The organism is Thalassospira sp. ABD4_177, from assembly GCF_056160125.1.
This window is the reverse complement of sequence record NZ_JBSWWO010000005.1, coordinates 20,725-43,228: the sequence shown is the minus strand read 5'-3', so window position 1 is coordinate 43,228 and position 22,504 is coordinate 20,725. Positions and strand designations below refer to the sequence as shown.

General features: G+C 55.5%; 22 protein-coding genes. 11 read left to right on the top strand and 11 right to left on the bottom strand.

The features are described from left to right. Positions 1-198: 198 nt before the first annotated feature. The 3 genes from ACXAF0_RS18720 to ACXAF0_RS18710 form a co-directional block, all read right to left on the bottom strand. Positions 199-1,506: an HlyD family type I secretion periplasmic adaptor subunit gene (locus tag ACXAF0_RS18720; protein ID WP_475347342.1), complete on the bottom strand. Its 1,308-nt coding sequence runs from the start codon at positions 1,504-1,506 to the stop codon at positions 199-201. Beyond that, a complete protein-coding gene (locus ACXAF0_RS18715) occupies positions 1,506-3,980 on the bottom strand; it encodes a type I secretion system permease/ATPase (RefSeq protein ID WP_475347341.1) in 2,475 nt (824 codons plus the stop codon). Before ACXAF0_RS18715 ends, ACXAF0_RS18720 begins: the two co-directional genes overlap by 1 nt. A gap of 204 nt (positions 3,981-4,184) precedes the next feature. Then, complete coding sequence (locus ACXAF0_RS18710; protein WP_475347340.1) at positions 4,185-4,328, bottom strand: hypothetical protein; 144 nt, start codon at positions 4,326-4,328, stop codon at positions 4,185-4,187. A 72-nt stretch (positions 4,329-4,400) separates the two neighbouring features. Between ACXAF0_RS18710 and ACXAF0_RS18705 the strand changes: the two genes are divergently transcribed. The 5 genes from ACXAF0_RS18705 (at position 4,401) to ACXAF0_RS18685 (ending at position 7,219) form a co-directional block, all read left to right on the top strand. Then, positions 4,401-5,294: a M48 family metalloprotease gene (locus ACXAF0_RS18705; RefSeq protein ID WP_475347339.1), complete on the top strand. Its 894-nt coding sequence runs from the start codon at positions 4,401-4,403 to the stop codon at positions 5,292-5,294. 6 nt (positions 5,295-5,300) lie between these two features. Continuing rightward, positions 5,301-5,636, top strand: a complete 336-nt coding sequence (locus tag ACXAF0_RS18700) for an HNH endonuclease (protein WP_475347338.1) — start codon at positions 5,301-5,303, stop codon at positions 5,634-5,636. A gap of 112 nt (positions 5,637-5,748) precedes the next feature. Continuing rightward, entirely contained in the window at positions 5,749-6,471 is a 723-nt protein-coding gene (locus ACXAF0_RS18695; RefSeq protein ID WP_475347337.1) for a MarC family protein, read from the top strand. Positions 6,472-6,560: 89 nt separating this feature from the next. Next, positions 6,561-6,851: a nucleotidyltransferase family protein gene (locus ACXAF0_RS18690; protein ID WP_475347336.1), complete on the top strand. Its 291-nt coding sequence runs from the start codon at positions 6,561-6,563 to the stop codon at positions 6,849-6,851. Then, positions 6,848-7,219 (top strand): HepT-like ribonuclease domain-containing protein, encoded by a 372-nt coding sequence (locus ACXAF0_RS18685; protein WP_475347335.1) that lies wholly within the window; start codon positions 6,848-6,850, stop codon positions 7,217-7,219. Before ACXAF0_RS18690 ends, ACXAF0_RS18685 begins: the two co-directional genes overlap by 4 nt. A gap of 26 nt (positions 7,220-7,245) precedes the next feature. On the opposite strand, the gene ACXAF0_RS18680 is transcribed toward ACXAF0_RS18685, so the two are convergent. After that, complete coding sequence (locus ACXAF0_RS18680; RefSeq protein WP_475347334.1) at positions 7,246-9,630, bottom strand: transketolase; 2,385 nt, start codon at positions 9,628-9,630, stop codon at positions 7,246-7,248. Positions 9,631-9,745: 115 nt separating this feature from the next. On the opposite strand from ACXAF0_RS18680, the gene ACXAF0_RS18675 reads away from it, so the two are divergent. Together ACXAF0_RS18675 and ACXAF0_RS18670 are read left to right on the top strand one after the other, a co-directional pair. Then, a complete protein-coding gene (locus ACXAF0_RS18675; RefSeq protein WP_475347333.1) occupies positions 9,746-9,967 on the top strand; it encodes a hypothetical protein in 222 nt (73 codons plus the stop codon). A 206-nt stretch (positions 9,968-10,173) separates the two neighbouring features. Next, positions 10,174-11,133, top strand: coding sequence for a hypothetical protein (locus tag ACXAF0_RS18670; RefSeq protein ID WP_475347332.1), 960 nt, complete (start codon positions 10,174-10,176; stop codon positions 11,131-11,133). A 13-nt stretch (positions 11,134-11,146) separates the two neighbouring features. Here the strand turns inward: ACXAF0_RS18670 and ACXAF0_RS18665 are convergent, their stop codons facing one another. Continuing rightward, on the bottom strand, positions 11,147-12,373 hold the full coding sequence (locus ACXAF0_RS18665; protein ID WP_475347331.1) for a methionine gamma-lyase: 1,227 nt from the start codon (positions 12,371-12,373) through the stop codon (positions 11,147-11,149). Positions 12,374-12,598: 225 nt separating this feature from the next. On the opposite strand from ACXAF0_RS18665, the gene ACXAF0_RS18660 reads away from it, so the two are divergent. Both ACXAF0_RS18660 and ACXAF0_RS18655 read left to right on the top strand, forming a co-directional pair. Continuing rightward, complete coding sequence (locus ACXAF0_RS18660; RefSeq protein WP_475347330.1) at positions 12,599-14,224, top strand: sigma 54-interacting transcriptional regulator; 1,626 nt, start codon at positions 12,599-12,601, stop codon at positions 14,222-14,224. Between the two features lie 109 nt (positions 14,225-14,333). Further along, positions 14,334-15,116, top strand: coding sequence for a 3-hydroxybutyrate dehydrogenase (locus ACXAF0_RS18655; RefSeq protein ID WP_475347329.1), 783 nt, complete (start codon positions 14,334-14,336; stop codon positions 15,114-15,116). Positions 15,117-15,193: 77 nt separating this feature from the next. On the opposite strand, the gene ACXAF0_RS18650 is transcribed toward ACXAF0_RS18655, so the two are convergent. The 3 genes from ACXAF0_RS18650 to ACXAF0_RS18640 form a co-directional block, all read right to left on the bottom strand. Continuing rightward, positions 15,194-15,376, bottom strand: a complete 183-nt coding sequence (locus ACXAF0_RS18650; protein WP_475347328.1) for a YegP family protein — start codon at positions 15,374-15,376, stop codon at positions 15,194-15,196. Positions 15,377-15,536: 160 nt separating this feature from the next. Continuing rightward, a complete protein-coding gene (locus ACXAF0_RS18645; protein ID WP_475347327.1) occupies positions 15,537-16,475 on the bottom strand; it encodes a pentapeptide repeat-containing protein in 939 nt (312 codons plus the stop codon). 65 nt (positions 16,476-16,540) lie between these two features. Next, positions 16,541-17,416: a LysR substrate-binding domain-containing protein gene (locus ACXAF0_RS18640; protein WP_044829620.1), complete on the bottom strand. Its 876-nt coding sequence runs from the start codon at positions 17,414-17,416 to the stop codon at positions 16,541-16,543. A gap of 121 nt (positions 17,417-17,537) precedes the next feature. On the opposite strand from ACXAF0_RS18640, the gene ACXAF0_RS18635 reads away from it, so the two are divergent. Both ACXAF0_RS18635 and fghA read left to right on the top strand, forming a co-directional pair. Further along, the gene (locus ACXAF0_RS18635; RefSeq protein WP_475347326.1) at positions 17,538-18,662 is read left to right on the top strand and encodes an S-(hydroxymethyl)glutathione dehydrogenase/class III alcohol dehydrogenase; all 1,125 of its coding nucleotides are present in this window, start codon (positions 17,538-17,540) and stop codon (positions 18,660-18,662) included. Positions 18,663-18,737: 75 nt separating this feature from the next. Continuing rightward, positions 18,738-19,592 carry an S-formylglutathione hydrolase gene (gene fghA / locus ACXAF0_RS18630; RefSeq protein WP_475347325.1) on the top strand — a complete coding sequence of 285 codons (855 nt, stop codon included), beginning with the start codon at positions 18,738-18,740 and terminating at the stop codon, positions 19,590-19,592. A gap of 49 nt (positions 19,593-19,641) precedes the next feature. Here fghA and ACXAF0_RS18625 read toward each other — a convergent pair whose 3' ends face one another. From ACXAF0_RS18625 to ACXAF0_RS18615, 3 genes are all read right to left on the bottom strand, one after another. Next, positions 19,642-21,090, bottom strand: a complete 1,449-nt coding sequence (locus ACXAF0_RS18625; protein ID WP_475347324.1) for a DUF6880 family protein — start codon at positions 21,088-21,090, stop codon at positions 19,642-19,644. Positions 21,091-21,160: 70 nt separating this feature from the next. Further along, positions 21,161-21,757, bottom strand: coding sequence for an energy-coupling factor transporter transmembrane component T family protein (locus ACXAF0_RS18620; RefSeq protein WP_475347323.1), 597 nt, complete (start codon positions 21,755-21,757; stop codon positions 21,161-21,163). Further along, a complete protein-coding gene (locus ACXAF0_RS18615; protein WP_475347322.1) occupies positions 21,754-22,428 on the bottom strand; it encodes an energy-coupling factor ABC transporter ATP-binding protein in 675 nt (224 codons plus the stop codon). Before ACXAF0_RS18615 ends, ACXAF0_RS18620 begins: the two co-directional genes overlap by 4 nt. Positions 22,429-22,504: the final 76 nt, after the last annotated feature.

Here is a 22,504-nt window from a genome sequence, read left to right as displayed (position 1 = left end):
AACACACGCCCCAGAATCCATTTATACCCTAGTATAAATTAGATTTTTGCGATTAAGCAAGAGCAAATGACTCGCTCCGGGGCGAATAATGCGCTTTTTCTCATATTTTCCGGTATTTTGGAAGGGGAAAGCCCGGCCTGTCAGAATCTGTCAGGTTGTATAGATTTCACGCCTATGACCTATATGTTCTTTACCTGATCACTGTTCACGGAATGCGCGATCAAAGCTGGTGGTGATCGGTGAAAACAGGTACGCGAGAATCGTTCTGGCACCTGTCACGATCTCCAATTGCGCCGGCATCCCGGGCGAGAGAATCATGCCTTCATGCTCGCCAAGACTTTCGGCATCAATCTCGACCATGGCCTGGAAATAGGATCGGCCTTCTGAGTCCGTCAGGCGGTCTGGCGACACATCGGTCACCGTACCCTTGACCGGTGCAAACCAGCGCTGGCTAAACGAGGTCACCCGGATATTGACCGGAAGCCCGGTCGAAACGACGTCGATGTCGTTGGGGGAAACGCGGGCCTCAATCACAAGGCGATCATCGGCTGGCACGATTTCAAGCACCTGCGCCCCGGGCGGGATCACCCCTCCGACCGTGGTGAACTGCATGTTGGTCACCGTGCCATTGCGCGGTGCCTTGATGTCGGAGCGCACCAGGATATCCTCAGCCGAGCGCAGCCGTTCATTAAGATCGGAAATCTCGCTTTGCACATCGCGCAGCTCGGTGTTGATTGATTGCAAATGGTCGCGCATCAGCTGCGATTGGCTGGCTTTGACCTGCTGGATTTGCTGTTCGATCCGGGCAATATCGGCGGAAAACCGGCCAATATTACCGAGGGTTTCGACCAGACGGCTTTCGAGCTGCAGCAACCGGGTCCGACGCGCATAGCCGAGCTCCACCATCGGTTTGACCATGGCAAGCTCTTCCTTGACGATCCCGACCTGCTGCTCGGCGGCGACCTTTTGCTCACGCGTACCGACAATTTCGCGTCTGAGCTCCTTGATGCGCTCGTCATAGAGCTGAACCTCGCCCTGAAAGGCGCTACGGCGGCTTTCAAACAGGGTGCGCTGGGCATCCGTGATCGAAAAATAGCGCGGGTCTTCAAGTGGCGGCGGGAAGGTCAGGTAGTCTTCCTGCGCGCGTTCGGCAATCAGACGCGTCTGGGTCGCCAGCGCATTGAGATAACGGTTATTAAGCAAATCATAACTGGCACGTGAGCGGGTATCATCAAGGCGGACCAGAACGTCACCGGCCTGAACCCGTGCCCCGTTACGCACCAGAATTTCGCGAATGATCCCGCCTTCAAGATGCTGAACACTCTGACGGCCGGAAAACGGCGCGACCACACCACTGGCCGTGGCGGCCGAATTGACTTCGGCCGTGCCCGCCCACAGCAGGACGGAGCCAAACCCCAGAAACAGGATTAAAAACCCGATCCGCACCAACGGTTTGACGTCGGTGCTAAGCTCACGCGCGGTTGGAAGTTGCACTCCACCAGACATCAGGCACCACCCTGTCGACGTTCAGCCGATCCTTCGACCACACGCAATTGCGGGCGACCACGCCGGGCGGTTTGGGCGCGTACCTGTTCGCGCCCTGCCGGGCGATCTTCCGCGTCCGCTGGTCTGCGGCGCGGTGTGCGGGCGGCGGCGGCCCGTTCGGCGTCCTCGCGCACCTTGCGCATGCGCATTGCCGCTTCTTCGCGGGCCTTGGCGATCGCCTCGGCTTCGCTCATTTTGCGTTGTGCTGCAGGCTTCCGGGCAGGCTGTGCTTTTGGTTTCGCCGCCGGGCGTTTTGGCGCCAGATCTGCCGCACTGGCCGGGCGCGCTTCACGCGATGCCGGGGCTGGCGGATCCTTGCGAGCGCTATCCCTAGTTGCTTCGGCTTTTTTGCGGACCGGGCGCATGGTCATCATCGTGCCGCCCGGGGTCGGCTGCGGTTTCATTTCCGTTTTGGCGATGCCGGCGGCCTGCTTGGCTGCCTGTGCCCGGCCCGATCCGGTTTCACCCGTCGAACCGAAATCAGCGATTTCCGGCATCTCTTCAATTTCTGGCTCCGGCACAGCTTCTGGCACGCTCACAGCAGTCGCCGGATGGCTGTTTGGGGCGCTGTTCTTTTCAACGATCGGGCGCGGCGCATCGGGATTGGGTACCTCGATCCGTTTGGGCGTGATGCGCATCTGCCCATCAGCAGGCGGGGCATCGGCCGCAGGTTCATCCGGGCGAACACCCGGTGGCAAACCACGCGAAATTTCTTCATTTTCGGGGGCTGCTTGTGGTGCCGCCGGTTTATTGCCGCCCTTGACCGGCACCACCTGGATTTGACCATCGGCCAGCGCCAGAATGGCATCGGCATGCGACAGAATTTCACGCTCGTGACTGACGATAAAGGTCGTGATGCCATTGCGCCTAAGCACTTCGATCAGCTCGCTGATATGCGCGACACCACTGTCATCAAGGGCGGTTGTCGGCTCATCAAGCAGCAGCATGCGCGGACGCGAAAACAGGGCCGCGGCCAAGGCAATCAATTGCCGCTGCCCACCCGAAAGGTTACGTCCGCCGCGATCCACGCGCGTGTCATAACCATCGGGCAGATCAAGGATGAACTGATGCGCACCGGCCAGCTCAGCCGCCTGAATGATGTCGCGCATTTCCGCATTGCCCAGACGGGCAATGTTTTCGGCAATCGTACCCGGGAACAGGAAAGGGTTTTGCGCCAGATACCCGATCTGCGCGCCCATTTCGGTGCGATCCACCCGGGATGCTTCCACATCATCAAGCTTCACCGACCCGGAACCGGGCAACCAGATGCCCATGATCAGCTTCAAAAGGGCGGTCTTGCCAACTCCGTTAAATCCAGCAATCGCAATGATCTGCCCCGGCCCGGCCTTGAACGAGAATCCCTTGAACAAAACGTTGCGGCTGTTGGGCGGCGCAAAGACAAGCCGGTCCACACTGACCGCCATGCCACGCCCGCGCGGCATGGGTGCGGGGACGGTCTGACGTTTTTCAAGCAGGATGTTGTTAAGACGTTCAAACGAACTGCGCGCCGCATTCCAGCTGCGCCATGCGGTAACGGCCCCGTCAAAGGGCGCCAAGCCCCGCATCCCGAGGATCATGGACGCCACCATGATGCCGATCGTGATGCTTTCGGACAGAACCAGATAGGCCCCGACACCGATAAAGCAAACCTGCATGGCAAGGCGGACAAAATGCGAAAGCGTGGTGGATGTGCCAACGCGCCGGCTGGCTTGCCCTTCCCAGTAAAGCGAATCCGACTGGTCCGCCTGCCAGCGCTGGCGGGCCGACTGGGTCATGCCCATGGCTTCCATCGCCTCGGCATTGCGGACATAGGTTTCTTCCTGCGCAATCCCGCGATTCTGGCTTTCTTCCGACCGGTCGACAGAAATTTTGGAGGCCGCCTCGTTGGCAATCGCAATCACGATCAACAGCAACGCACCACCGCACGCCACCATGCCAAGACGGGTGTCGAAAATGAACACGACCCCGATATAGACCGGCGCCCACATGAAATCGATCAGGGCAAAGGGCCCGCTGCCGGTCAGAAAACCGCGCAAACCATACAAATCACGCAACGGACGCTGGCGCATCTGGCTGCCACGGGCTGATTGCTGCACGACGTGGGCAAACAGTTCCCCACCGAGGCGCAGATCAAGCGCGGTCCCGACCCGGATCAGAACCCGCGATCGGAGCTGTTCCATCGATGCGATGAAGACCAGAACAAGGCCAATACCAAGTGTGAGCAAGGCCAGCGTATCAACCGATCGACTGGAAAGAACGCGGTCAAATACCTGCATGGAATAGATCGGGATCACCATGTTGAGCAGGTTGATCACCATCGAGAATCCGCCGACAAGCGCAATCGACCGCCAGAACAATCGTTCCAGCGGGGTTCGATCCCCCTCGCGTCCCGCATCCGTCTTGCGGGTTGGCCGGATTCTATCCAACAGGCCCATTCGTTCCTTCCGCTCTTTCCGCCCTTAAAACAGGGGCGAAATCCTTATATCTGTTGCCTTTGGCCATTTGCTAATCACGCATGGCAAACCACCCGCGCAGCGAAGCTATGACGGGCAACCTAGCCAATGGCATACTCCCACTATTCTAGTCGAATATATAAGGATGTGTTAAAATTTTGCCGCAAAGCCCTTTATTTCATTGCCTTACCGCGCAAATTGATCAGGCAATTCTGGCGAATTTCCGGCACCGAATCCCGCACCCCCGTGATCGGCCAAAATCTGTGCTGGATCAAAGCCGTTAACACCCTGCCTGATATAGGCTTTTTTCACTACCGTGCGATCCGCCATTTGCGCAACTGCCCCTTCGCGCCCTATCTTTGAGGTATCGCACCAACACCAAACCCGACAGGCACCCCCTTCATGGCTGACAACACGCCGCAACTTCCGGGCTTCATTCAACGGTTTCTCGCCATCCAACCCGGCGGAGTGTCTCACGCGGGCGGGCTGATGGCCTGCATGATCGGGGTGCTTGCGGCCTGCGCCTGGATGCTGGGCGGGATTTCGATGATCATCTCGGCTGGCATTGCAGTTGCCTTGATGCTGGCGCTGTCGCCGATGATCTCGCCAGACGTCTTGATGAAAATGCTGCGCGCCAGTCCGCTATCGGGTGAAGACTATCCCGCCATCCATGAAATGAGCCGCCTGTTGTCCGAACGCGCCGAACTGGGTCACAAACCGAAACTCTTTTTGCTGCCCGGCAAAGGTGTCAATGCCATCACGACCGGCACAAATGACGACACCACCATAGCGATTTCAAGCGATGCGGTGCATGGCCTGTCACCACGCCAAATGCGCGCCATTCTGGCCCATGAGGTGGCGCATGCATGGCATGGCGATACGCGGATTTTGCTGATTACCGATGTGCTGTATCGCGCAACATGGACGATTGCGCTGTTTGGTCTGGCGATCTTTATCTTTGGCGATTTCAATCCACCGGCCTGGATGATTGTCCTGTTTGGCGCGGTACCGACCATCAGTTTCCTGTTTCAGCGTGCCGTCATCCGCGACCGCGAATTTGCCGCCGATCATGGCGCCAGCGATTTGCTGAATGGCCCCGAAGACATGATTGATGCCCTGCTTCATATCGATCAGATCAATCGCAAGCGGCTTGGCCTTGTGCCCTATCGCAGCACCCAGCCGCCCAGCCTGCTGGATACTCATCCGTCGGTCGGCGCCCGCATCAAGGCGCTCCGCGCGCTCAAACCCGGCACATGGCAGAAATTCTTTGAAAACCGGCGCATGCCGCCACAATAATCGGCCATGACTGTAAAGGAAAACACGAACAGTCCCGATCTCGGCACTTGCGCGATCTGTGGGCGCACGATGATCGCAGGCCCCAGTGTTGATCGCCATCACTGGCGGCCAAAATCACAGGGCGGGACGGAAACCGAATGGCTGCATCGCGTTTGCCATCGCATGATCCACCGCCTGTTTGATGAAGCCACCTTGGCGCGGGACTATGACAGCCCCGCCAAGCTTCTCACCCATCCTGACATCATCAAGTTTGTTAAATGGGTGCGCAAGAAACCCGATAATTACGTCGACTGGCCAGAAAGTGCCGGGCGGTATGGCCGCAATCGCGGCAGGCGCCGATAAGGTGCTGCATTGGCGCCGCCGGGAAAGAACTGCCAATTTAACCATTTACCTGCCAAGATAGGCGCAATATACGCGTCAAACGCGAAACCGCCGACAGCAGGAAACGCTTGATATGCTCAATGAACTGATCCCGGTCTTTGTCACCCTGTTCGTGATCATTGACCCGCTGGGTCTGGTGCCGGTCTTTATCGTCCTGACACAGGGCACAAGTGCCGCCCATCGTCGGCGCATGGCAATCCGGGCGTGTTTGACCAGTTTCTTTATCCTGGCGGCCTTTGCCCTGATCGGCGAAGGGTTGCTGGGCGTCTTTGGCATTCATATGCCCGCCTTCCGGATTGCCGGGGGCACGTTGCTGTTTTTGATCGCGCTTGAAATGCTGTTTGAAAAGCGCAGCCAGAAACGCAATGAACGCGCCGAACAGGTTCATCAGGAACTCGAAGACGACCACGAGGCGGAAAAGGCCGCAAAGACCGCCAAGGCCAAAGCCAAGAAACCCGCGACCAAAACCGCAGACGGCCCGACCATTCCCGATGACGAGGCCGACGATGTCTCGATCTTCCCGATGTCGATCCCGTTCCTGTCAGGCCCCGGTGCGATTGCATCCGTGATGCTTCTGATGGGAAAATTCGAGGACAATATCGCCATGCAGGCCAGCGTCATTGGCGTTGTCGCCGTCGTGATGGTAATCGCCTTTGTCTTCTTCCTGCTGGCAAACGTGGTCGCCAAACGCCTCAGCCCGACCGTCGCCACCGTGGTATCGCGCCTGCTCGGCATGATCCTGGCCGCCCTTGCGGTCCAGTTCATCATCGATGGCATCAAACAGGCGTTTTTCTGAAATCTACGACGGTCCTCAACGATCTGGAAGCAAGACACAAAAAAGAGTATGATCAAGCTTCAGAGCCTGACGTCATCAAAGGTTGCAGCATGAAACCGTCAATCGCGCTTGAACATCATCGGGAAGCAATTAGAGAGATTGTCGCACAACACCGTGCCCTGAATGCGCGCGTTTTCGGTTCTGTTTTGCGTGGACGCGATGGCGATGACAGCGATCTTGATATCCTGATCGATCCGACGCCTGCCACGACCATGTTCGACATTGGCGCCATTCGGCATCAACTCCGCGCAATTCTGGGCGTTGAGGTCGATGTCCTGACCCCGAACGCACTACCAGAGAGCTTTCGAGAAAGAGTCTTAAGGGAAGCTACTCCGGTATGACGCATGACCGGTCGCGTCTTTTCGACTATCTGCTACACATACGTGAAGCCATCGCGCGCATCGAAGCTTATACAAGCGATCTCGATGAGGCAGAGTTTCTCGCCAATCAACTTGTGCAGGATGCGGTCGTTCGGAATCTGGAAATCATTGGCGAAGCATCGCGCAACATCACACGTCACTTCCCTGACGTCGCAAACGAAAACCCTGATATCCCGTTTGCCTTCGCATATGATATGCGAAACGCCCTATCTCACGGCTATTTCAAAGTCGACTTGGCGATTGTATGGAACACCATCCAAACTGACCTCACAAGCCTTGACGAGAAAGTCGCAAATCTGCTTTCCAGTCTGAAAATTCAGGGCAGCTGAAAACAACTGCCCTGAAATGTATCGATTTAGTCCCAGCGCTTCGCCGCACGCAGGATGGCGTCGGTGCCGATCTGGTAGTGATCGTAAAGGGCAATGCTATCGCCGCACTGGCCAAAGGCGTTGACGCCCAGTGGGGCCACCGCATGCCCACGCACACCACCGAGCCATGCAAGGGCGGCCGGATGACCATCAATCACGGTGACAAGGCGGGCATCGGATGCCAGCGGTTTGAGCAGGTTTTCCACATGGGCCATCTTGCCATCGGCCTTGCCTTCAAGGCGCGCACGCTCAAGATCCTGCCATTCGTTGTACAGGCGGTCGGTCGAAGTGACAGCCAGCAAGCCCAAGCCCGGATGGGTTTCGGAAAGCTTTTCCCAGGCGGCAATCGCTTCGGGGGCCATGGCACCGCAATAGGCAATTGCCATGTCGCAATCCTTGCCCGGCTGGCGCAGCCAGTAGCCACCCGAAATAATTTCGGATTTTTGGGCATCTGACAGGTCACGTTCCGGCTGTGACAGCGGTTTAGTCGACAAACGCAGGTATATCGAACCACCGTCCGGGTCCTGCATATGTTCAAACGACCAACCCATGATGACGGCCAGTTCATCCCCAAAACTTGGTTCAAAACTGGTCAGGCCGGGCTGGCCCATGCCGATCATTGGCGTTGATATCGACTGGTGCGCGCCGCCTTCCGGGGCCAGCGTAATGCCGCTGGGTGTCGCCACAACCATGAAACGCGCATCCTGATAACACGCGTAATTCAGCGCATCGAGACCGCGCGCGATGAACGGATCATAAAGCGTGCCGATCGGGAACAGACGTTCGCCAAACAGGCTGTGCGACAGACCAAGAGCAGCAAGATTGAGGAACAGGTTGTTTTCGGCAATGCCCAGCTCGACATGCTGACCATTTGGCGATCTGATCCATTTCTGCGCCGAGGGGACCTTACGTTCCTTGAACTCATCAGCCAGTTCTTCGCGGCCAAACAGTCCACGCTGGTTCACAAAGCCGCCAAGGTTGGTCGAAACCGTCACATCGGGCGAGGTGGTGACAATGCGATCAGAAAGGTCGCTGTTCTTCATCTTGGCCAGTTCGTTCAAGACCTTGCCAAAGACTTCCTGCGTGCTTGATGTTTCCGTCCGCGCATAGGGCATTTCGGGAATCGTGATGTGCTTGGCTGACTTGTTGCGCGGGGCATCATCGTTAAACGGCGCCTTGGCGATATAATCACGCAAGCGCTCGGCACTGATATCAAGGCCCGCCGCGATATCCCATTCCTGCCCGTCGGCAACCTTGTTTTGCAGTTTGAAGGCATCCATTTGCGGCACATTCATCAGGCCCGCATGGTTGTCCTTGTGCCCCTGAAGCGGCGTGCCATAGCCCTTGACGGTATAGGCGATAAAGACGGTCGGCTTGTCATTGGGTACGGATTCAAAGGCGCTTAGAACCGCTTCCATGCAATGCCCGCCGAGATTGGTCATCAGATCATGCAACGCGTCATCGCCATACTGCCCCAGAAGATCGGCCAGTGCGTTATCGCCCGGCATGTCGGATGTGATCTGTTTGCGCCATGCCGCCCCGCCCTGGAAGGTGAGCGCGGAATAGATGTCATTGGGCACGTCATTCAGCCACTTTTTCAGCGACTTGCCGCCCGGCTTGGCAAAGGCGTCATGCAGCTTGCGGCCATATTTGATGGTAATCACGTTCCAGCCAACCGCCCGGAAGAACCGGCCAATGACGCGGAATAGATGGGCATCAATCATGCCATCAAGGCTTTGGCGGTTATAATCAATCACCCACCAGACATTGCGAATGTCATGTTTCCAGGTGTCGAGCAACGCCTCATAGATGTTGCCTTCATCAAGTTCGGCATCCCCCACCAGTGCCACCATACGACCGGGTGTTTCGCCCTTTGGCAGCATGTCCTTGTAGCGCAGGTAATCCTGCGTCAGGGCGGCAAAGTTCGTGACTGCCGCGCCAAGCCCCACGGAGCCGGTTGAGAAATCCACCTGATCGCCATCCTTGGTCCGGGACGGATAGGATTGCGCGCCACCGAAGGATCGAAACGCTTCAAGCTTTTCCTTGGTCTGGCGGCCAAACAGGTAATTGATCGCATGAAAGACCGGGCTTGCATGCGGCTTGACCGCCACCCGGTCCTGCGGGCGCAGAACATTGAAATAAAGCGCTGTCATCAGGGTCGTCATCGATGCACAGCTGGCCTGATGGCCACCAACCTTGATGCCATCGCGTTTGGCGCGCAGATGGTTGGCGTTATGGATGGTCCAGCTTGAAAGCCAGCGTACTTTCTTTTCAAGCAGACCAAGCATCTCAAGATCCTTGGCATTGATGTTGGCTGTGCTGCTTGCTTCGATGATTTCACCGATTTCCGGTGCGGTTTCTTGTGCTGACATTTCCTGATGGCCTTCTTTTTTATCCGTTGTGACGGGGTTTGTGGGGCGTCGCCCCGGCAGGACGACAAACCGGTATTATGATGCCGATTTTTAAGGGTACTGCGCGGAAATCAAGATGACGGCGCTGCAATTCACACAAGATTCGATCAACTGCCCGAATTGTTGGAATCTGCTGCGACGATCAGCACAAAACCCTCGAATTTCCGGTCCGCTGAAAAATCCGGCAAATCGCGGCGATATCCCGGCATTTATGCGATTCGATCAAAACCGCTCGACTGCGCCAGAAAAGTCATCTCCGCAGAAAAGTGCATTTTCCCGCAACCCAACCGTGCGTTAAATTCTTTATTTGCCAATAGCTTATACTGAGATATAGTCGTTCCCATCCTAAAGTCCGTTTCTGGTGACTCCGAAATTGTCAAACTCCGTTGCTTCCCATCCCGCGATCTGTGCGAAAGTTGCCCTGCCCCGATGACAGGCGCAGTCGCAACACTTTCAGCCGCATTTCATGCAGCGGGTTGCTCGTTTGCCGAGCGGACCGGCCGCATGCGACTGCTTGTCCCGCTTGTTATCACCTACCTTCTGACCAGCATCACGGCGCACGCCCAGTCAGATTCAGAGTCAAAAATCTGGCCGGACAGTCGGTTGCGCCAGAACCTGAAAACCGAAGTCACCTCCAGCGCCCCGCCCGATATTCGCATTCCGATGGACACCGGCTCTGACTTCTGCCGCGGGATCGCAAGCTGGGCGGAACACTCGGAATATCATGTCGAACTATTGCGCCTTGCAATAAGGCTGAGCAGCACGGATGCCAAGATCACCCCGGTTTGCATGGACTACCCGACCGAAGCACGGCGCATCTCGATGCTTCAGTCCGGCAGTGAAATCAACACAGTCTTTTTTGGCACCGATGACGTCCGCGAAGAGAAGCTGTTGCCCGTCTATATCCCGATCTATCTCGGCACCACCGGCTTGCGGCTTTTCATGCTGCGCCCCGGGATCCATGATGAATTCAGCAAGGTTGAAACGCTTGAGGACCTCCGCAAGTTTTCCATGGGTCAGGGCCTTGGCTGGCCAGACACCGAAGTTCTGATCAACAATGGCTTTAACGTGATTTTGGGCCGGTACAAGACGCTGCATCGCATGCTCTCAGCCGAGCGTTTTGACCTTTATCCACGGGCCTACTGGCAGATTGTCTGGGAATGGACCTGGATGCGTGAACAGGCCCCGGGGATCACAATTCACCCCGGCATTGCCCTTTATTACCCGCAACCGATCTATTTCTTTGTCAGCCCGAAATATCCCGAACTGCATGACATTTTGGAAACCGGCCTCAGACGGGCCTATTCAAACGGAATGATGTTTGATCTGATCAAATACCATTTCGAAACGGCACCGTCCTTTAAGCAGATTTCCCTACCTGACCTTCGGATTTTGCGGGTACCAAACAGCCTTCTGTCTGACAGATCCCACGCGGCATTGCGGGATTACGGCCTGCTTGACTGAACCGCGATAACCCCTATTCAGCGGCAATCACCATTTTATCGCCATCGAGTGCGCTCGAAAGATCAGCCAGAATATCATCGATGCTTTCAAGCCCAGCCGAAAGCCGGATCAGGCCATCGGTGATCTGATATTCCACGCGTTCTTCGGCAGTATAGGTTGAATGGGTCATGGACGCCGGATGCTGGATCAGGGTTTCGGCATCCCCCAGGCTGACCGCACGGGTGATCATGTTAAGCCCGTTCATCAGTTTGCGGCCTTCCTCGATCCCGCCCTTAAGCTCGAACGCGATCATGCCGCCGAACCGGTCCATCTGTTTTTTGGCCAGTTTGTGGTTCGGATCGCTTTCAAGGCCCGGATAAAAGACCTTCTCGACCTTCGGATGCTTGGCGAGAAAATCGGCGATCTTTTCGGCATTGTCGCAATGGCGTTCCATGCGAAGCTCAAGCGTTTTAAGACCACGCATCACAAGGTTGGCGTCCTGAGCGGACAGCACCGCACCGGTCATGTCCTTAAGACCGACCAGACGCACCTGCGTCATGTCCTCAAGGCTCCCGATCACCGCACCCGCCATCAGATCGCCATGGCCACCGAGATATTTGGTTGCGGAATGCACAACGATATCCGCACCCAGCTCAATCGGGCGCTGCAGATAGGGCGTGCAATAGGTATTATCGACAACCACCTTGGCACCGTGCTTGTGCGCGATGGCGGAAATGGCTTCGATATCAACCAGACGCATGTTCGGGTTGGCCGGTGTTTCGAAATAGACAATCTTGGTCTGATCGGAGATCGCCTTTTCCAGCTCTGCCGGGTCGGTCAGATCAACATGGGTGTGCTTGATGCCGAACTTTTCCAGGCCATGACGGAAATAGGCAAATGTGCAGCCATACAACGTGCGATCGACAATGATCTCATCCCCCGGTTCGATAAACGACCAGAAGACGGATGTAATCGCGCCCATGCCTGATGCAGTCGCAACTGCGGCCTCACCGCCTTCAAGTACAGCCAGGCGCTTTTCGAGAAGATCAAGCGTCGGGTTGGCAATGCGTGAATAGATAAAGCCCTGCTCGTCGCCGGCAAAGAAACGCCCGCCCTGCTCGGCTGTTTCGAACGCAAAGGTCGAAGACATGTAAACCGGCGGATTCAGCGCACCATTGTGGCTTTGCGGATCGTAACCGTGATGGATCGCACGGGTGGCAAAGCCGGTTTTAGCGCGAGTGTGGTTGTCATGGGCAGACATCGGAAGGCTCCTTGAAATGCAGTTATTCTGCCCGCATCACCGCAAGCACCGTGCCAGATTTGAAAATCACTTGTTTTCAAAGGGTTACCGAATTCGCATCCTCTGCATGCGTAAATATTTATTTACACACCAGCACAGACTGGCACCGGAAAGCACAAATATACTGGATTTCAGACCCTTAGAGATGTACATTTTTCATTACAGTGTAAATTTATCGGTACAGTTATGCGGTTCGAAATTCGCGGTGAAAACAGGCTCGGCATTACGCGCGACGTGATTAATGTCCTTACCGATCACGGTCTGGATATCCGGGCATTTGAAGTCACCACCCATCATATCTATGCCGACATCCCCGCCGTGCGCCCGGAACGCTTTCTGCTTCTGTCCCACGCGCTCAAACAAATTCCCGGCATTTTCGATATTACCGAAATCGACCGCCTGCCGACCGAACGCAGGCGTGCACAACTGCATGCGACGCTAGCCGCCCTTGGCGATCCGGTGATTGCCGTTGATGCCAACGGTCAAATCGCACAGGCCAACCCGGCCGCACAGGCGATTTCAGCATCCCCTGACAAACCTCTTCGTGATCAGGATATTGCCATTATCCTGAATGAACCATCCATTGAAGATTTGCGCCAAAGTGGTTTTCGCCTACCAGAACGTGAGGTCACACTGGGCGGTCAAACCTATCTTTTGCAGGTCGAACCGATTGGTCATGTCGATGACGGATCAGACAGTGCTGACGACGCCCCCTGGGGCGGAGTAATGGTCTTTCACCGCCCGGCCCGGTTGGGCCGCGTGATCACCGCCCTTCAGGATCGCAACCATACCGGTTTTGACGACATTATCGGCACCAGCCGCTCCATGCTGCGCGTCAAATCACAAGCCGAGCGCCTGGCGGCCATTGATGCGCCGATCCTGATCCTGGGCGAAACCGGCACCGGCAAGGAGCTGTTTGCCAGCGCCTGTCACCGCGCAAGCTCGCGCTCGGATCAACCGTTTCTGGCCCTTAACTGTGCCGCCATGCCCGAAGGTCTGGCTGAAAGCGAACTGTTTGGTTATGCCGCCGGCGCCTTTACCAGCGCACGGCGCGGCGGCAAGCCGGGGCTTCTCGAGCTGGCCGATGGCGGCACGCTGTTCCTCGATGAAATCGGGGAGCTGACCCCGTACCTTCAGGCCAAGCTTTTGCGCGTGCTGCAGGATGGCAGCTTCCGGCGTGTGGGCGGCACGGATGAAATCACCGTTGATGTCCGCATCATCAGTGCCACCAACCGCGACCTTGAAGCCATGTCCCATGACGGCACCTTTCGCGAGGATCTCTATTTCCGCCTCAACGTTCTGGGCATTACCCTGCCGCCGCTGCGTGAGCGGGTCGAAGACATTGCCGATCTTGCGACCTTCTTCATCGACCGCACCGCGCAGCAAACCGAACGCAGCACACCACGTCTGGCCCGTGACGGGCTTGATTGGCTCTGCGCCCATGACTGGCCGGGCAATGTGCGCGAGCTTGAAAACACCCTGTTTCGCGCCGTCGCCCTTCTGGACGGCAACACGCTTGGCGCCCGCGACCTCGCCGATGCTGCGAGCGGCACAGCGAGCGCGCCCGCACCCCAAACCCACATTCCGGCCGAAACAGACCAGGACACGCCCGACAGCCCGACGCCACAAACAGACCTTATCGCCACCGCCTTGGCGCAAAGCGATTTCAACAGCGGCATGGATTTGCTTGAACGCGAAATGCTGGTGCGGCTCTATCCGGACTACCCAAGTTCACGCAAGCTGGCTGATCGGCTTGGCGTTTCACATACCTCGATCGCTAACAAACTGCGCAAATATGGCATTGGCATCTAAAAACCCATCTGCCCCACAACAGCATTTCTTGCCACTTACATTGCACTGCGGCATGATCCACCTAACTTAACAAGAGGATCAAACTCCTCACATACAGGGAGAAGACAAAATGCTGACAGGTAAACGCGCACTCGTCACCGGCTCCACCAGCGGGATCGGCCTTGCCATGGCCAAGGCACTTGCAGGCGCTGGTGCGGATGTAATGCTCAATGGCTTTGGCGATGCAGATGAGATCGAGGCAACCCGCAAGGGCCTTGAAACCGATTATGGCGTCACCGCGCATTATAATGGCGCCGACCTGTCCAAACCGGACGAGATCGAAGCGATGATGAAGGACGCCGAGGCCAAATTTGGCGGCGTCGACATCCTGATCAATAATGCCGGCATCCAATACACCGCCAATGTCGAAGATTTCCCGCCCGAAAAGTGGGACGCGGTGATTGCGATCAACCTGTCATCTGTCTTCCACACCACCCGCCTTGCCGTGCCCTATATGCGCCAAAAAAACTGGGGCCGCATCATCAACACCGCATCCGCCCACGGTTTGGTCGCCTCCGTCCAGAAGGCCGCCTATGTCGCCGCCAAGCATGGCGTGATTGGCCTCACCAAGGTGACAGCGCTTGAAACCGCCGAAACCGGCATCACGGCAAACGCCATCTGCCCGGGCTGGGTGCGCACCGAACTGGTCGAACGCCAGATCGAAGCGCGCGCCAAGGAAAACAATATCTCGGTTGAAGAATCCGCAACCCGTCTTGTCTCGGACAAACACCCGTCCAAACAGTTCGTTTCCCCGGAACAGATCGGCCAGACCGCACTCTACCTCTGCTCGGACGCCGCATCGCAAATGACCGGCACGCACCTGTCGGTTGATGGTGGCTGGACCGCGCAGTAACGCAGAAACATCCCAAAACACCAAAGCCCCGCCAGCACATGCTGCGGGGCTTTTTCTTTGCACCGATTACACGGCACCTAGCTCAGATCGCAATCACATGCTGGGCGCTTGGCATTGGCGATACAATCGGACTTTTTCGAGTAGCCCTGCGTGGAAGCACCAACAATCTCGCCATTACTCGCCGTACGTCGCCAACGCCAACCATCCTTTGCCTCGTAGACCTCCCAAAGATCGCCAAGAGAATCTTTACAATTCGACATTTGCCTTCTCCGTATATCTGCGAAAAACTATACGGGTCCCTGACGCCTCAGCATCGTCTCTGTGATCGTTAGATTAGCGACTTCCCAAGATAACGATCTCAAAACCGTTATCTAAGTGAACGCCACCTTCCCGTGCAGGGCAATGACAGTATTTTGTGTTTTAGAAAAGTGGAGGCGGATGTCGATCTTTAATCACGCGCTTCAACTGTTTCTGAACCTGCTCGAGAGCTTCCTCATCAAAACGGCAACTATCTAGGCCTTTTACATCGACGAAGTCCGCTTCTGCTACATTCTTCGCTCCACGAAAGTCAGCATTCTCCAACCGGGCACCACGGAAACTTACATTTCTTAGGTTCGCGTGCTCAAATGGTGGATGATAGACTTGATAAAAATATGGCGTTCCGTCTTCATCCTCTCCGACTTCCTCGTGCCAATCGTTCTCGTCATGAACAATTTTGTCCCATTTCAGAATTGCACCCTTGAAGCTCGCGCCTTCCAAATCAGAGTGCGAAAACGTGAGATTCTTGCCTCTCAAGTTCCCGGGAAAAACAGTGCTGTCCGTCTTTGAGAAAACGCAATCACGCGCATTTAGAAACATGAAGCTCACGTTCTCCAGATCTGCACCAACTCGATGCAATTCGTCGAGGTAGTATCCATCGGCAAACTTTGATCCACTTAGGTCGTTTATACCATGATTTGAAAAGGCAAAGTCCTTGAGCTTAATGCCACGGAAGTCAATTCGTGTGCTGCCGAGCTTAGCAATTCTCCTTATAGCTCCAGCGATACGATATTGCGCTTCATCACTACCCCAAGATTTGAAGTCATCAATTATCTCCTGCTGTCGTTTAATTTCATCTCTGTCGATCTGCCTCCTCGCAACAAACGCGATCAAAAGACCAAAAACAGCAATATCAAAGAGCATCCCCGAAAACTCAACAAAGACACCCTCGAAATAGCCCTCGCTAAATCGCGGAAACATCAAATAAACAACGACAGAAAAACACACCCCTAGCACCATAATTAGCCCTACAAACCAGAAGGGCTTTTCACCTGCCCAATCAAGTAAATCGCCTGCTAGAGAGCGAATTTTTGCCTTCATTTCTAATGAACCCCCTACCGTTAAATATTAGGCAAATCTACCACGAACTAGAACGGATAAGAAATTCACCCCAAATACCGCCCAAGATGCTCCACCAGCATCCTGATCTTCGGGCTGAGGTGCCGGTTGGTTGGGTAGATCGCCCAGATGCCTTCATCGGAAGGTTGGTATTTGGTGAGGACCGGGACGAGGTCGCCACTCGCAATCCACGGATCGACGTAATAGTCGGGCAACTGCACGATGCCGATGCCCTTGCGCGCCGCATCGAGAAGCGCCTGGCCGCTGTTGGCGTGGATGGAGCCATGAATGCGGACCGTGCGTTCGCGGCCATCTTCTTCAAAGCGCCAGTAATCGAGTGTGCCGACCAGACAATTATGATGGTGCAGCTCCGATAGCGAATAGGGTTCGCCACGTTTGGCGATATAGCTGGGTGCGGCACAGGCATAAAGACGGCGTGTTGAAAGCTGCTGGGTCATCAGACTTCCGGTTGTGCCCTCCAACCGACCCAGACGGATCGCCATATCATAGCCTTCAAGCACCAGATCAAGCTTCTGGTTGGTAAAGCGGCATTGCACTTCAAGATCCGGATAGCGGGTGACGAAATCATTGACCAGCGGGGCAATCACCGTTTCGCCATAGGTGGTCGGCGCGGTGAGTTTGAGCTTGCCGCGCGGCAGTTCCGTCAGGTTGCCAATCGCACGTTCTGCCTCGTCCAACCCATCGAGCAATTGTCGGCAATGCTGATAATAAATCTGCCCGGCCTCGGTCACGCTGACCTTGCGCGTTGTGCGGTAAAAAAGCTGCACGCCCAGCTTTTCCTCGAGTGCGGTGACCTGTCGGCTGACCTGGGCGACCGAAATGCCGAGCTGTTTGGCGGCGGCCGTAAAGTTCTGTCGCTCGGCCACGGCGATAAACTCGCTGATCCCGTCCCAGGCATTCATCGCCCGACCTCATCCAGATTATTACACATGCGTAAAAGTGAATTACCAAAATAGCGGATTATCACATCGATGGAAACAAATAGACTGTTAGCATTACACATCCAAACATCGGAGTAGCGTCATGAGCCTTGAGCCCATTACCTGTAAAGCCGCCATCGCCTGGGAAGCAGGCAAACCGCTGTCGATCGAAGAAGTTCAGGTCGCCCCGCCGAAAGCCGGCGAAGTGCGCGTCAAGATCGTCGCGACCGGCGTTTGCCACACCGATGCATTCACCCTGTCGGGCGAAGATCCCGAGGGCATCTTCCCGGCCATCCTCGGCCATGAAGGCGGCGGTGTTGTTGAGTCCATCGGCGAAGGTGTCACCAGCGTTTCGGTTGGCGATCACGTGATCCCGCTTTACACCCCGGAATGCGGCGAGTGCAAATTCTGCAAGTCGGGCAAAACCAACCTGTGTGGCAAAATCCGCGCGACCCAGGGCAAGGGCTTGATGCCGGACGGCACCTCGCGCTTCTCGCAGAATGGCAAGCCGATCTATCATTACATGGGCTGCTCGACCTTCTCGGAATACACCGTGCTTCCGGAAATCTCGCTTGCGAAGATCAACAAGGAAGCCCCGCTTGAAGAAGTTTGCCTGCTTGGTTGCGGGGTCACCACCGGCATGGGGGCCACGGTCAACGCGGCCAAGGTACAGAAGGGTGACTCCGTGGCCGTCTTTGGCTTGGGCGGTATCGGTCTTTCGGCCATCATCGGCGCGCAGATGGCCGGTGCCGGTCGCATCGTTGCCATTGATCTGAACGAAAAGAAATTCGATCTCGCCAAGAAACTGGGCGCGACTGATTGCATCAACCCGAAAGACTATGACAAGCCGATCCAGGAAGTCATTGTCGATCTGACCGACGGTGGTGTTGACTGGTCGTTCGAGTGCATCGGCAATGTCAATGTCATGCGGTCCGCACTTGAGTGCTGCCACAAGGGTTGGGGTGAATCGGTCATCATCGGTGTTGCCGGTGCCGGTCAGGAAATCTCCACCCGTCCGTTCCAGCTGGTCACTGGTCGCGTCTGGCGCGGCACGGCGTTTGGTGGCGTCAAAGGCCGCTCGCAGCTGCCGGAATACGTTGAACGTTACCTCAATGGCGAGTTCAAGCTGTCGGACTTCATCACCCACACCATGAAGCTCGAAGAAATCAACGAAGCGTTCGACCTGATGCATGAAGGCGAAAGCATCCGTTCGGTTATCCATTACTGATCGATATATAAACGTTTGAATAATTGCGCCACTGTCGGAAATTTTCCGGCAGTGGCCGATCAGAAGGAGGCCCAAATGGGTATCGAGAATTCTTCAAGCAACAAGGTCTTTGGCGGCTGGCAAAAGCAATATACCCACCCGTCAAACACGCTTGGCTGCGACATGCGCTTTGCGATCTTTCTGCCGCCGCAGGCCAGCAACGGCACCAAGGTCCCGGTCATGTACTGGCTGTCGGGCCTGACCTGCACGGATGAAAACTTCATGCAGAAGGCCGGTGCATTCCGCATTGCGAGCGAACTGGGCATCGCCATCGTCGCCCCGGACACCAGCCCGCGCGGCGATCATGTCCCCGACGATGAGAACGAGGCGTATGACTTTGGCAAGGGCGCAGGCTTTTACGTCAACGCCACCCAGGAGCCGTGGGCGCGCAATTATCGCATGTATGATTACGTGACCAAGGAACTGCCCGCACTCATCAAGGACCACTTCCCGGTCAATGATGATGCGGCCATTTCCGGTCATTCCATGGGCGGTCACGGCGCACTGATGATTGCGCTGCGCAATCCGGGCACTTTCAAGTCCGTCACCGCCTTTGCACCGATTTCCAACCCGATCAATTGCCCGTGGGGCCAGAAGGCGCTTGGCAATTATCTCGGTGATGACAAATCGGCCTGGAAAGACTGGGACAGCTCGGAATTGATGAAGGCGGCAAGTGCGCCCGATGTGCAGACCCCGGCCCTTGTCGATCAAGGCGGTGCCGATGGCTTCCTGGCCGAGCAGCTTAAACCAGAAGTGCTTGAAGCCGCGGCCAAGACATCAGGCTATCCCGTCTCCATCCGCATTCAGGATGGTTATGACCACAGCTACTATTTCATCTCGACCTTTATCGAAGATCATATCCGCTTCCACGCCAAGCATCTCGGGCTTTAACTGAACAGATACCGGTCGCTCAACGGTGTGAATGGCCGGTACGTTCATTTTATATGATCTTCTCCCAGAAAGCCGTCTTCCTCGGATGTGTTTTTTGCAAATGCCGCACATAATCCTGATGCGGCATATGGCCGCAATAATCGTCTATACGTTTTGCAAGACTCTCACATTCGCCAAGATGCTTCGCAGCATAGTAGTATCGCTTTGACTTTGCCTTGACCAGAATGTGATCAATCATGCTGCGCAGAACGAGTGTGGCTGCCAACGGATAGTTTTCATCAAGCATTTGCGCCACAGCAGTCAAAAGTTCGTACTCATTTCCATCCAGCAATGTAGTTTTCGAAAAAATCAGGCGCGCGGCGCGCTCCAGATCCGGCCATAGCAGGAAAAAGTCCAATGCCCGATGAGGGTCAGGGTCACCCATAACCCGGTCAAGCGCCCGCTCTTCAACCTCGATATCTTCGAAATCAGGGAGCTTGCCGAGATATCCTCTCAAATGCTCCACCGACATGAACTGATCGAAACACCACCAACGGAATTCCTGCGCCTTTTCTTCCTGACCGGTCACTTCAAGCGCCCTGATACGCACATTCGCCCACGCAAACCTGTCCAGATAAGGCTCATAGCCACCGGCCCTGTGTTTTGCGTTATCAAGAAACGTCAATGCTTCTTCGTTACGTCCGGCCTCAAGCAAACGCCCAGCGATCCCTGTTGCGATGACCGGAAATGTTTTTTGATCTTCGGTATATTGACCGATATATCCATCCACATCGCCCATAAGGTCAGCGATATCCTTGAGCGTGTATTCAAGGACATGTTTCCTATGCTGCCCCCTGAACTCCTCCTCATACAAAGGCCCTGACAAACCATATCCGACAATTTTTCTTTCTTTAGGGGACGGCTTTTTTTCCTTCTCCCCTAACATTCTTTCAAACTTTTTCTTGAGAAACAAAATCCCGGTCTGCCCCAGCGCATCCTTCATCAGGAAAAGCAGATCATCGAACTGGCCATAACCATTGTGCAAAATATAATTGCCAATGCATTCTGCCAGATATTCGGGCTTTTGTTCCGTTTTTTGAGCTACGATTGCTGCATCTTGACAAACATTTTGAAATACCCGCATCAGCAATTCGGGATTTTCTGAACACCTCTCGAGCGTATCATCCGCAAGATCCATAAGTTGCCATAACAGGCCAAGCGCATTTTCCCGACTATTGACCGCAACCCTTTCGGTAATCATCCGACGCAGATTTTCCAGATCCTTGGAAAGTTTTTTGATTTTGCCGTAATCGAGAAACGAGCCCGATTTTGCAATTGTGGAAAGACGCTTTCTGATTTCTTTTTCAAGCGACTGGGGATTTTGCGCAGCACTCAGTTCCATGCGCAGATATCTGCGTGCATCAGCATCATCTGCCGTCACATCCATCAGCAGTTCAGCCAGCCTTTCGACACCCAAAGCTTTCAGGTTTTTGATATTCAGCGTTTTTGGCGATGCCATACTTTCCTCATTACTTCAAAGAATGCGCATATGTCGAACAGGCACATGAAATCCTTTGTATCTTTTTTCCTTAATCAAAACTCCGCGCATCAATCGCATCGGCGACATCATCGGCCATTTTAAGCGTGCGGATGATCAGCGGTACGACCATTGCAACGATGGACCGATCAAGCCCGCGGGCACGCTGGGCATCGCGAATTTCGCCTGCCACCTGTGCGATCACCGGGATGAAGCGCAGCACCATCGAAATCGCCAGACTGACCTTTTCCGGATTGACGCCAATCGGGCGCAAGGACTGCATGGCGCGTTCAAGCGACGCCAGAAGATCAGATGTTTTGGTGGTCAGGGTCACAAGCGATGCAAACAGCACAATCGCAGCGATCCGGGTGACGACCAGCAACCCCGCCTGCCAGTCAGCCAGCCAAAGCTGAGCGGCAAAAAAGACCAGAAGCAGCCACAGGACCGGTTTGATCTGCGCCCACAGAACGCGCAGGCCGAAGCCGGAGACGGGATAGAGCAGCAAGATGGTCGCCAGAACAACCGCCACCACCGGCCAATCGGGGATCAGGAACACGCCCGTACCAAGGGCAATCATGGCAAGAATCTTGGCCCCCGCCGTGGCCCGGTGCAGGGCAGAGTTCCCGTCGATATAAAGGCCCGCGATCACGCCATCATCTCCCGATATTTCGGAAGAACTTCGGATGGCGCACCATCAAGCACCACACGACCACCCTCAAACGCCAGCACCCGGCCGTAATCAGCAATCAGGTCCAAATCATGCGACACCGTAATCACCGTCTGATCGAGTTCGGCAATGGCGCGCTGCACCCGGTTGCGATTGCGCAGGTCCAAAAGCGTGGTCGGCTCATCAAACACGATATAGCGCGGATCCATCACCAGCACGCCGGAGATGGCAAGGAGCTGCTTTTGCCCACCACTGAGCAGGTGACTGGGATGGGTTTTGAAATCCTGAAGGTCATAACGGGCCAGCACGTCATCAACGCGGCGATTGACCTCGTCCTTGGAAAGCTTGAGCGGTTTCAAGCCAAAGGCAATGTCTTCCTCGACCACCGGATAGACGATCTGATTGTCAGGGTTTTGAAAGACAAAACCGACATGACGTCTGAGCTTGCGACCATCCTTTGCCGCGTCCAGATCATCAACAATGACCCGCCCCGTGCTTGCGGTTTGCAAGCCATTGAGCAACCTGACAAAGGTGCTTTTTCCCGACCCGTTCGCGCCAACAATCCCGATCCGCTTTTCCGTTAGCGTCAGGTCAACATCAGCAAGCGCACGTCGCTGTTCAAACTGCACAGAGACATTTTCAATTCGGATCATGGGGTCTGTCCGGAGTTGTCAGGGAAATTGGTACGGGCTCAAAACAGGTTCAAAACGGGCGCAAGTACATCACTTG

Coding starts and splice junctions, on each gene's coding strand:
- ACXAF0_RS18720 (WP_475347342.1), bottom strand. CDS start 1,506: ATGTCTGGTGGAGTGCAACTTCCAACCGCGCGTGAGCTTAGCACCGAC.
- ACXAF0_RS18715 (WP_475347341.1), bottom strand. CDS start 3,980: ATGGGCCTGTTGGATAGAATCCGGCCAACCCGCAAGACGGATGCGGGA.
- ACXAF0_RS18710 (WP_475347340.1), bottom strand. CDS start 4,328: ATGGCGGATCGCACGGTAGTGAAAAAAGCCTATATCAGGCAGGGTGTT.
- ACXAF0_RS18705 (WP_475347339.1), top strand. CDS start 4,401: ATGGCTGACAACACGCCGCAACTTCCGGGCTTCATTCAACGGTTTCTC.
- ACXAF0_RS18700 (WP_475347338.1), top strand. CDS start 5,301: ATGACTGTAAAGGAAAACACGAACAGTCCCGATCTCGGCACTTGCGCG.
- ACXAF0_RS18695 (WP_475347337.1), top strand. CDS start 5,749: ATGCTCAATGAACTGATCCCGGTCTTTGTCACCCTGTTCGTGATCATT.
- ACXAF0_RS18690 (WP_475347336.1), top strand. CDS start 6,561: ATGAAACCGTCAATCGCGCTTGAACATCATCGGGAAGCAATTAGAGAG.
- ACXAF0_RS18685 (WP_475347335.1), top strand. CDS start 6,848: ATGACGCATGACCGGTCGCGTCTTTTCGACTATCTGCTACACATACGT.
- ACXAF0_RS18680 (WP_475347334.1), bottom strand. CDS start 9,630: ATGTCAGCACAAGAAACCGCACCGGAAATCGGTGAAATCATCGAAGCA.
- ACXAF0_RS18675 (WP_475347333.1), top strand. CDS start 9,746: ATGACGGCGCTGCAATTCACACAAGATTCGATCAACTGCCCGAATTGT.
- ACXAF0_RS18670 (WP_475347332.1), top strand. CDS start 10,174: ATGCGACTGCTTGTCCCGCTTGTTATCACCTACCTTCTGACCAGCATC.
- ACXAF0_RS18665 (WP_475347331.1), bottom strand. CDS start 12,373: ATGTCTGCCCATGACAACCACACTCGCGCTAAAACCGGCTTTGCCACC.
- ACXAF0_RS18660 (WP_475347330.1), top strand. CDS start 12,599: ATGCGGTTCGAAATTCGCGGTGAAAACAGGCTCGGCATTACGCGCGAC.
- ACXAF0_RS18655 (WP_475347329.1), top strand. CDS start 14,334: ATGCTGACAGGTAAACGCGCACTCGTCACCGGCTCCACCAGCGGGATC.
- ACXAF0_RS18650 (WP_475347328.1), bottom strand. CDS start 15,376: ATGTCGAATTGTAAAGATTCTCTTGGCGATCTTTGGGAGGTCTACGAG.
- ACXAF0_RS18645 (WP_475347327.1), bottom strand. CDS start 16,475: ATGAAGGCAAAAATTCGCTCTCTAGCAGGCGATTTACTTGATTGGGCA.
- ACXAF0_RS18640 (WP_044829620.1), bottom strand. CDS start 17,416: ATGAATGCCTGGGACGGGATCAGCGAGTTTATCGCCGTGGCCGAGCGA.
- ACXAF0_RS18635 (WP_475347326.1), top strand. CDS start 17,538: ATGAGCCTTGAGCCCATTACCTGTAAAGCCGCCATCGCCTGGGAAGCA.
- fghA (WP_475347325.1), top strand. CDS start 18,738: ATGGGTATCGAGAATTCTTCAAGCAACAAGGTCTTTGGCGGCTGGCAA.
- ACXAF0_RS18625 (WP_475347324.1), bottom strand. CDS start 21,090: ATGGCATCGCCAAAAACGCTGAATATCAAAAACCTGAAAGCTTTGGGT.
- ACXAF0_RS18615 (WP_475347322.1), bottom strand. CDS start 22,428: ATGATCCGAATTGAAAATGTCTCTGTGCAGTTTGAACAGCGACGTGCG.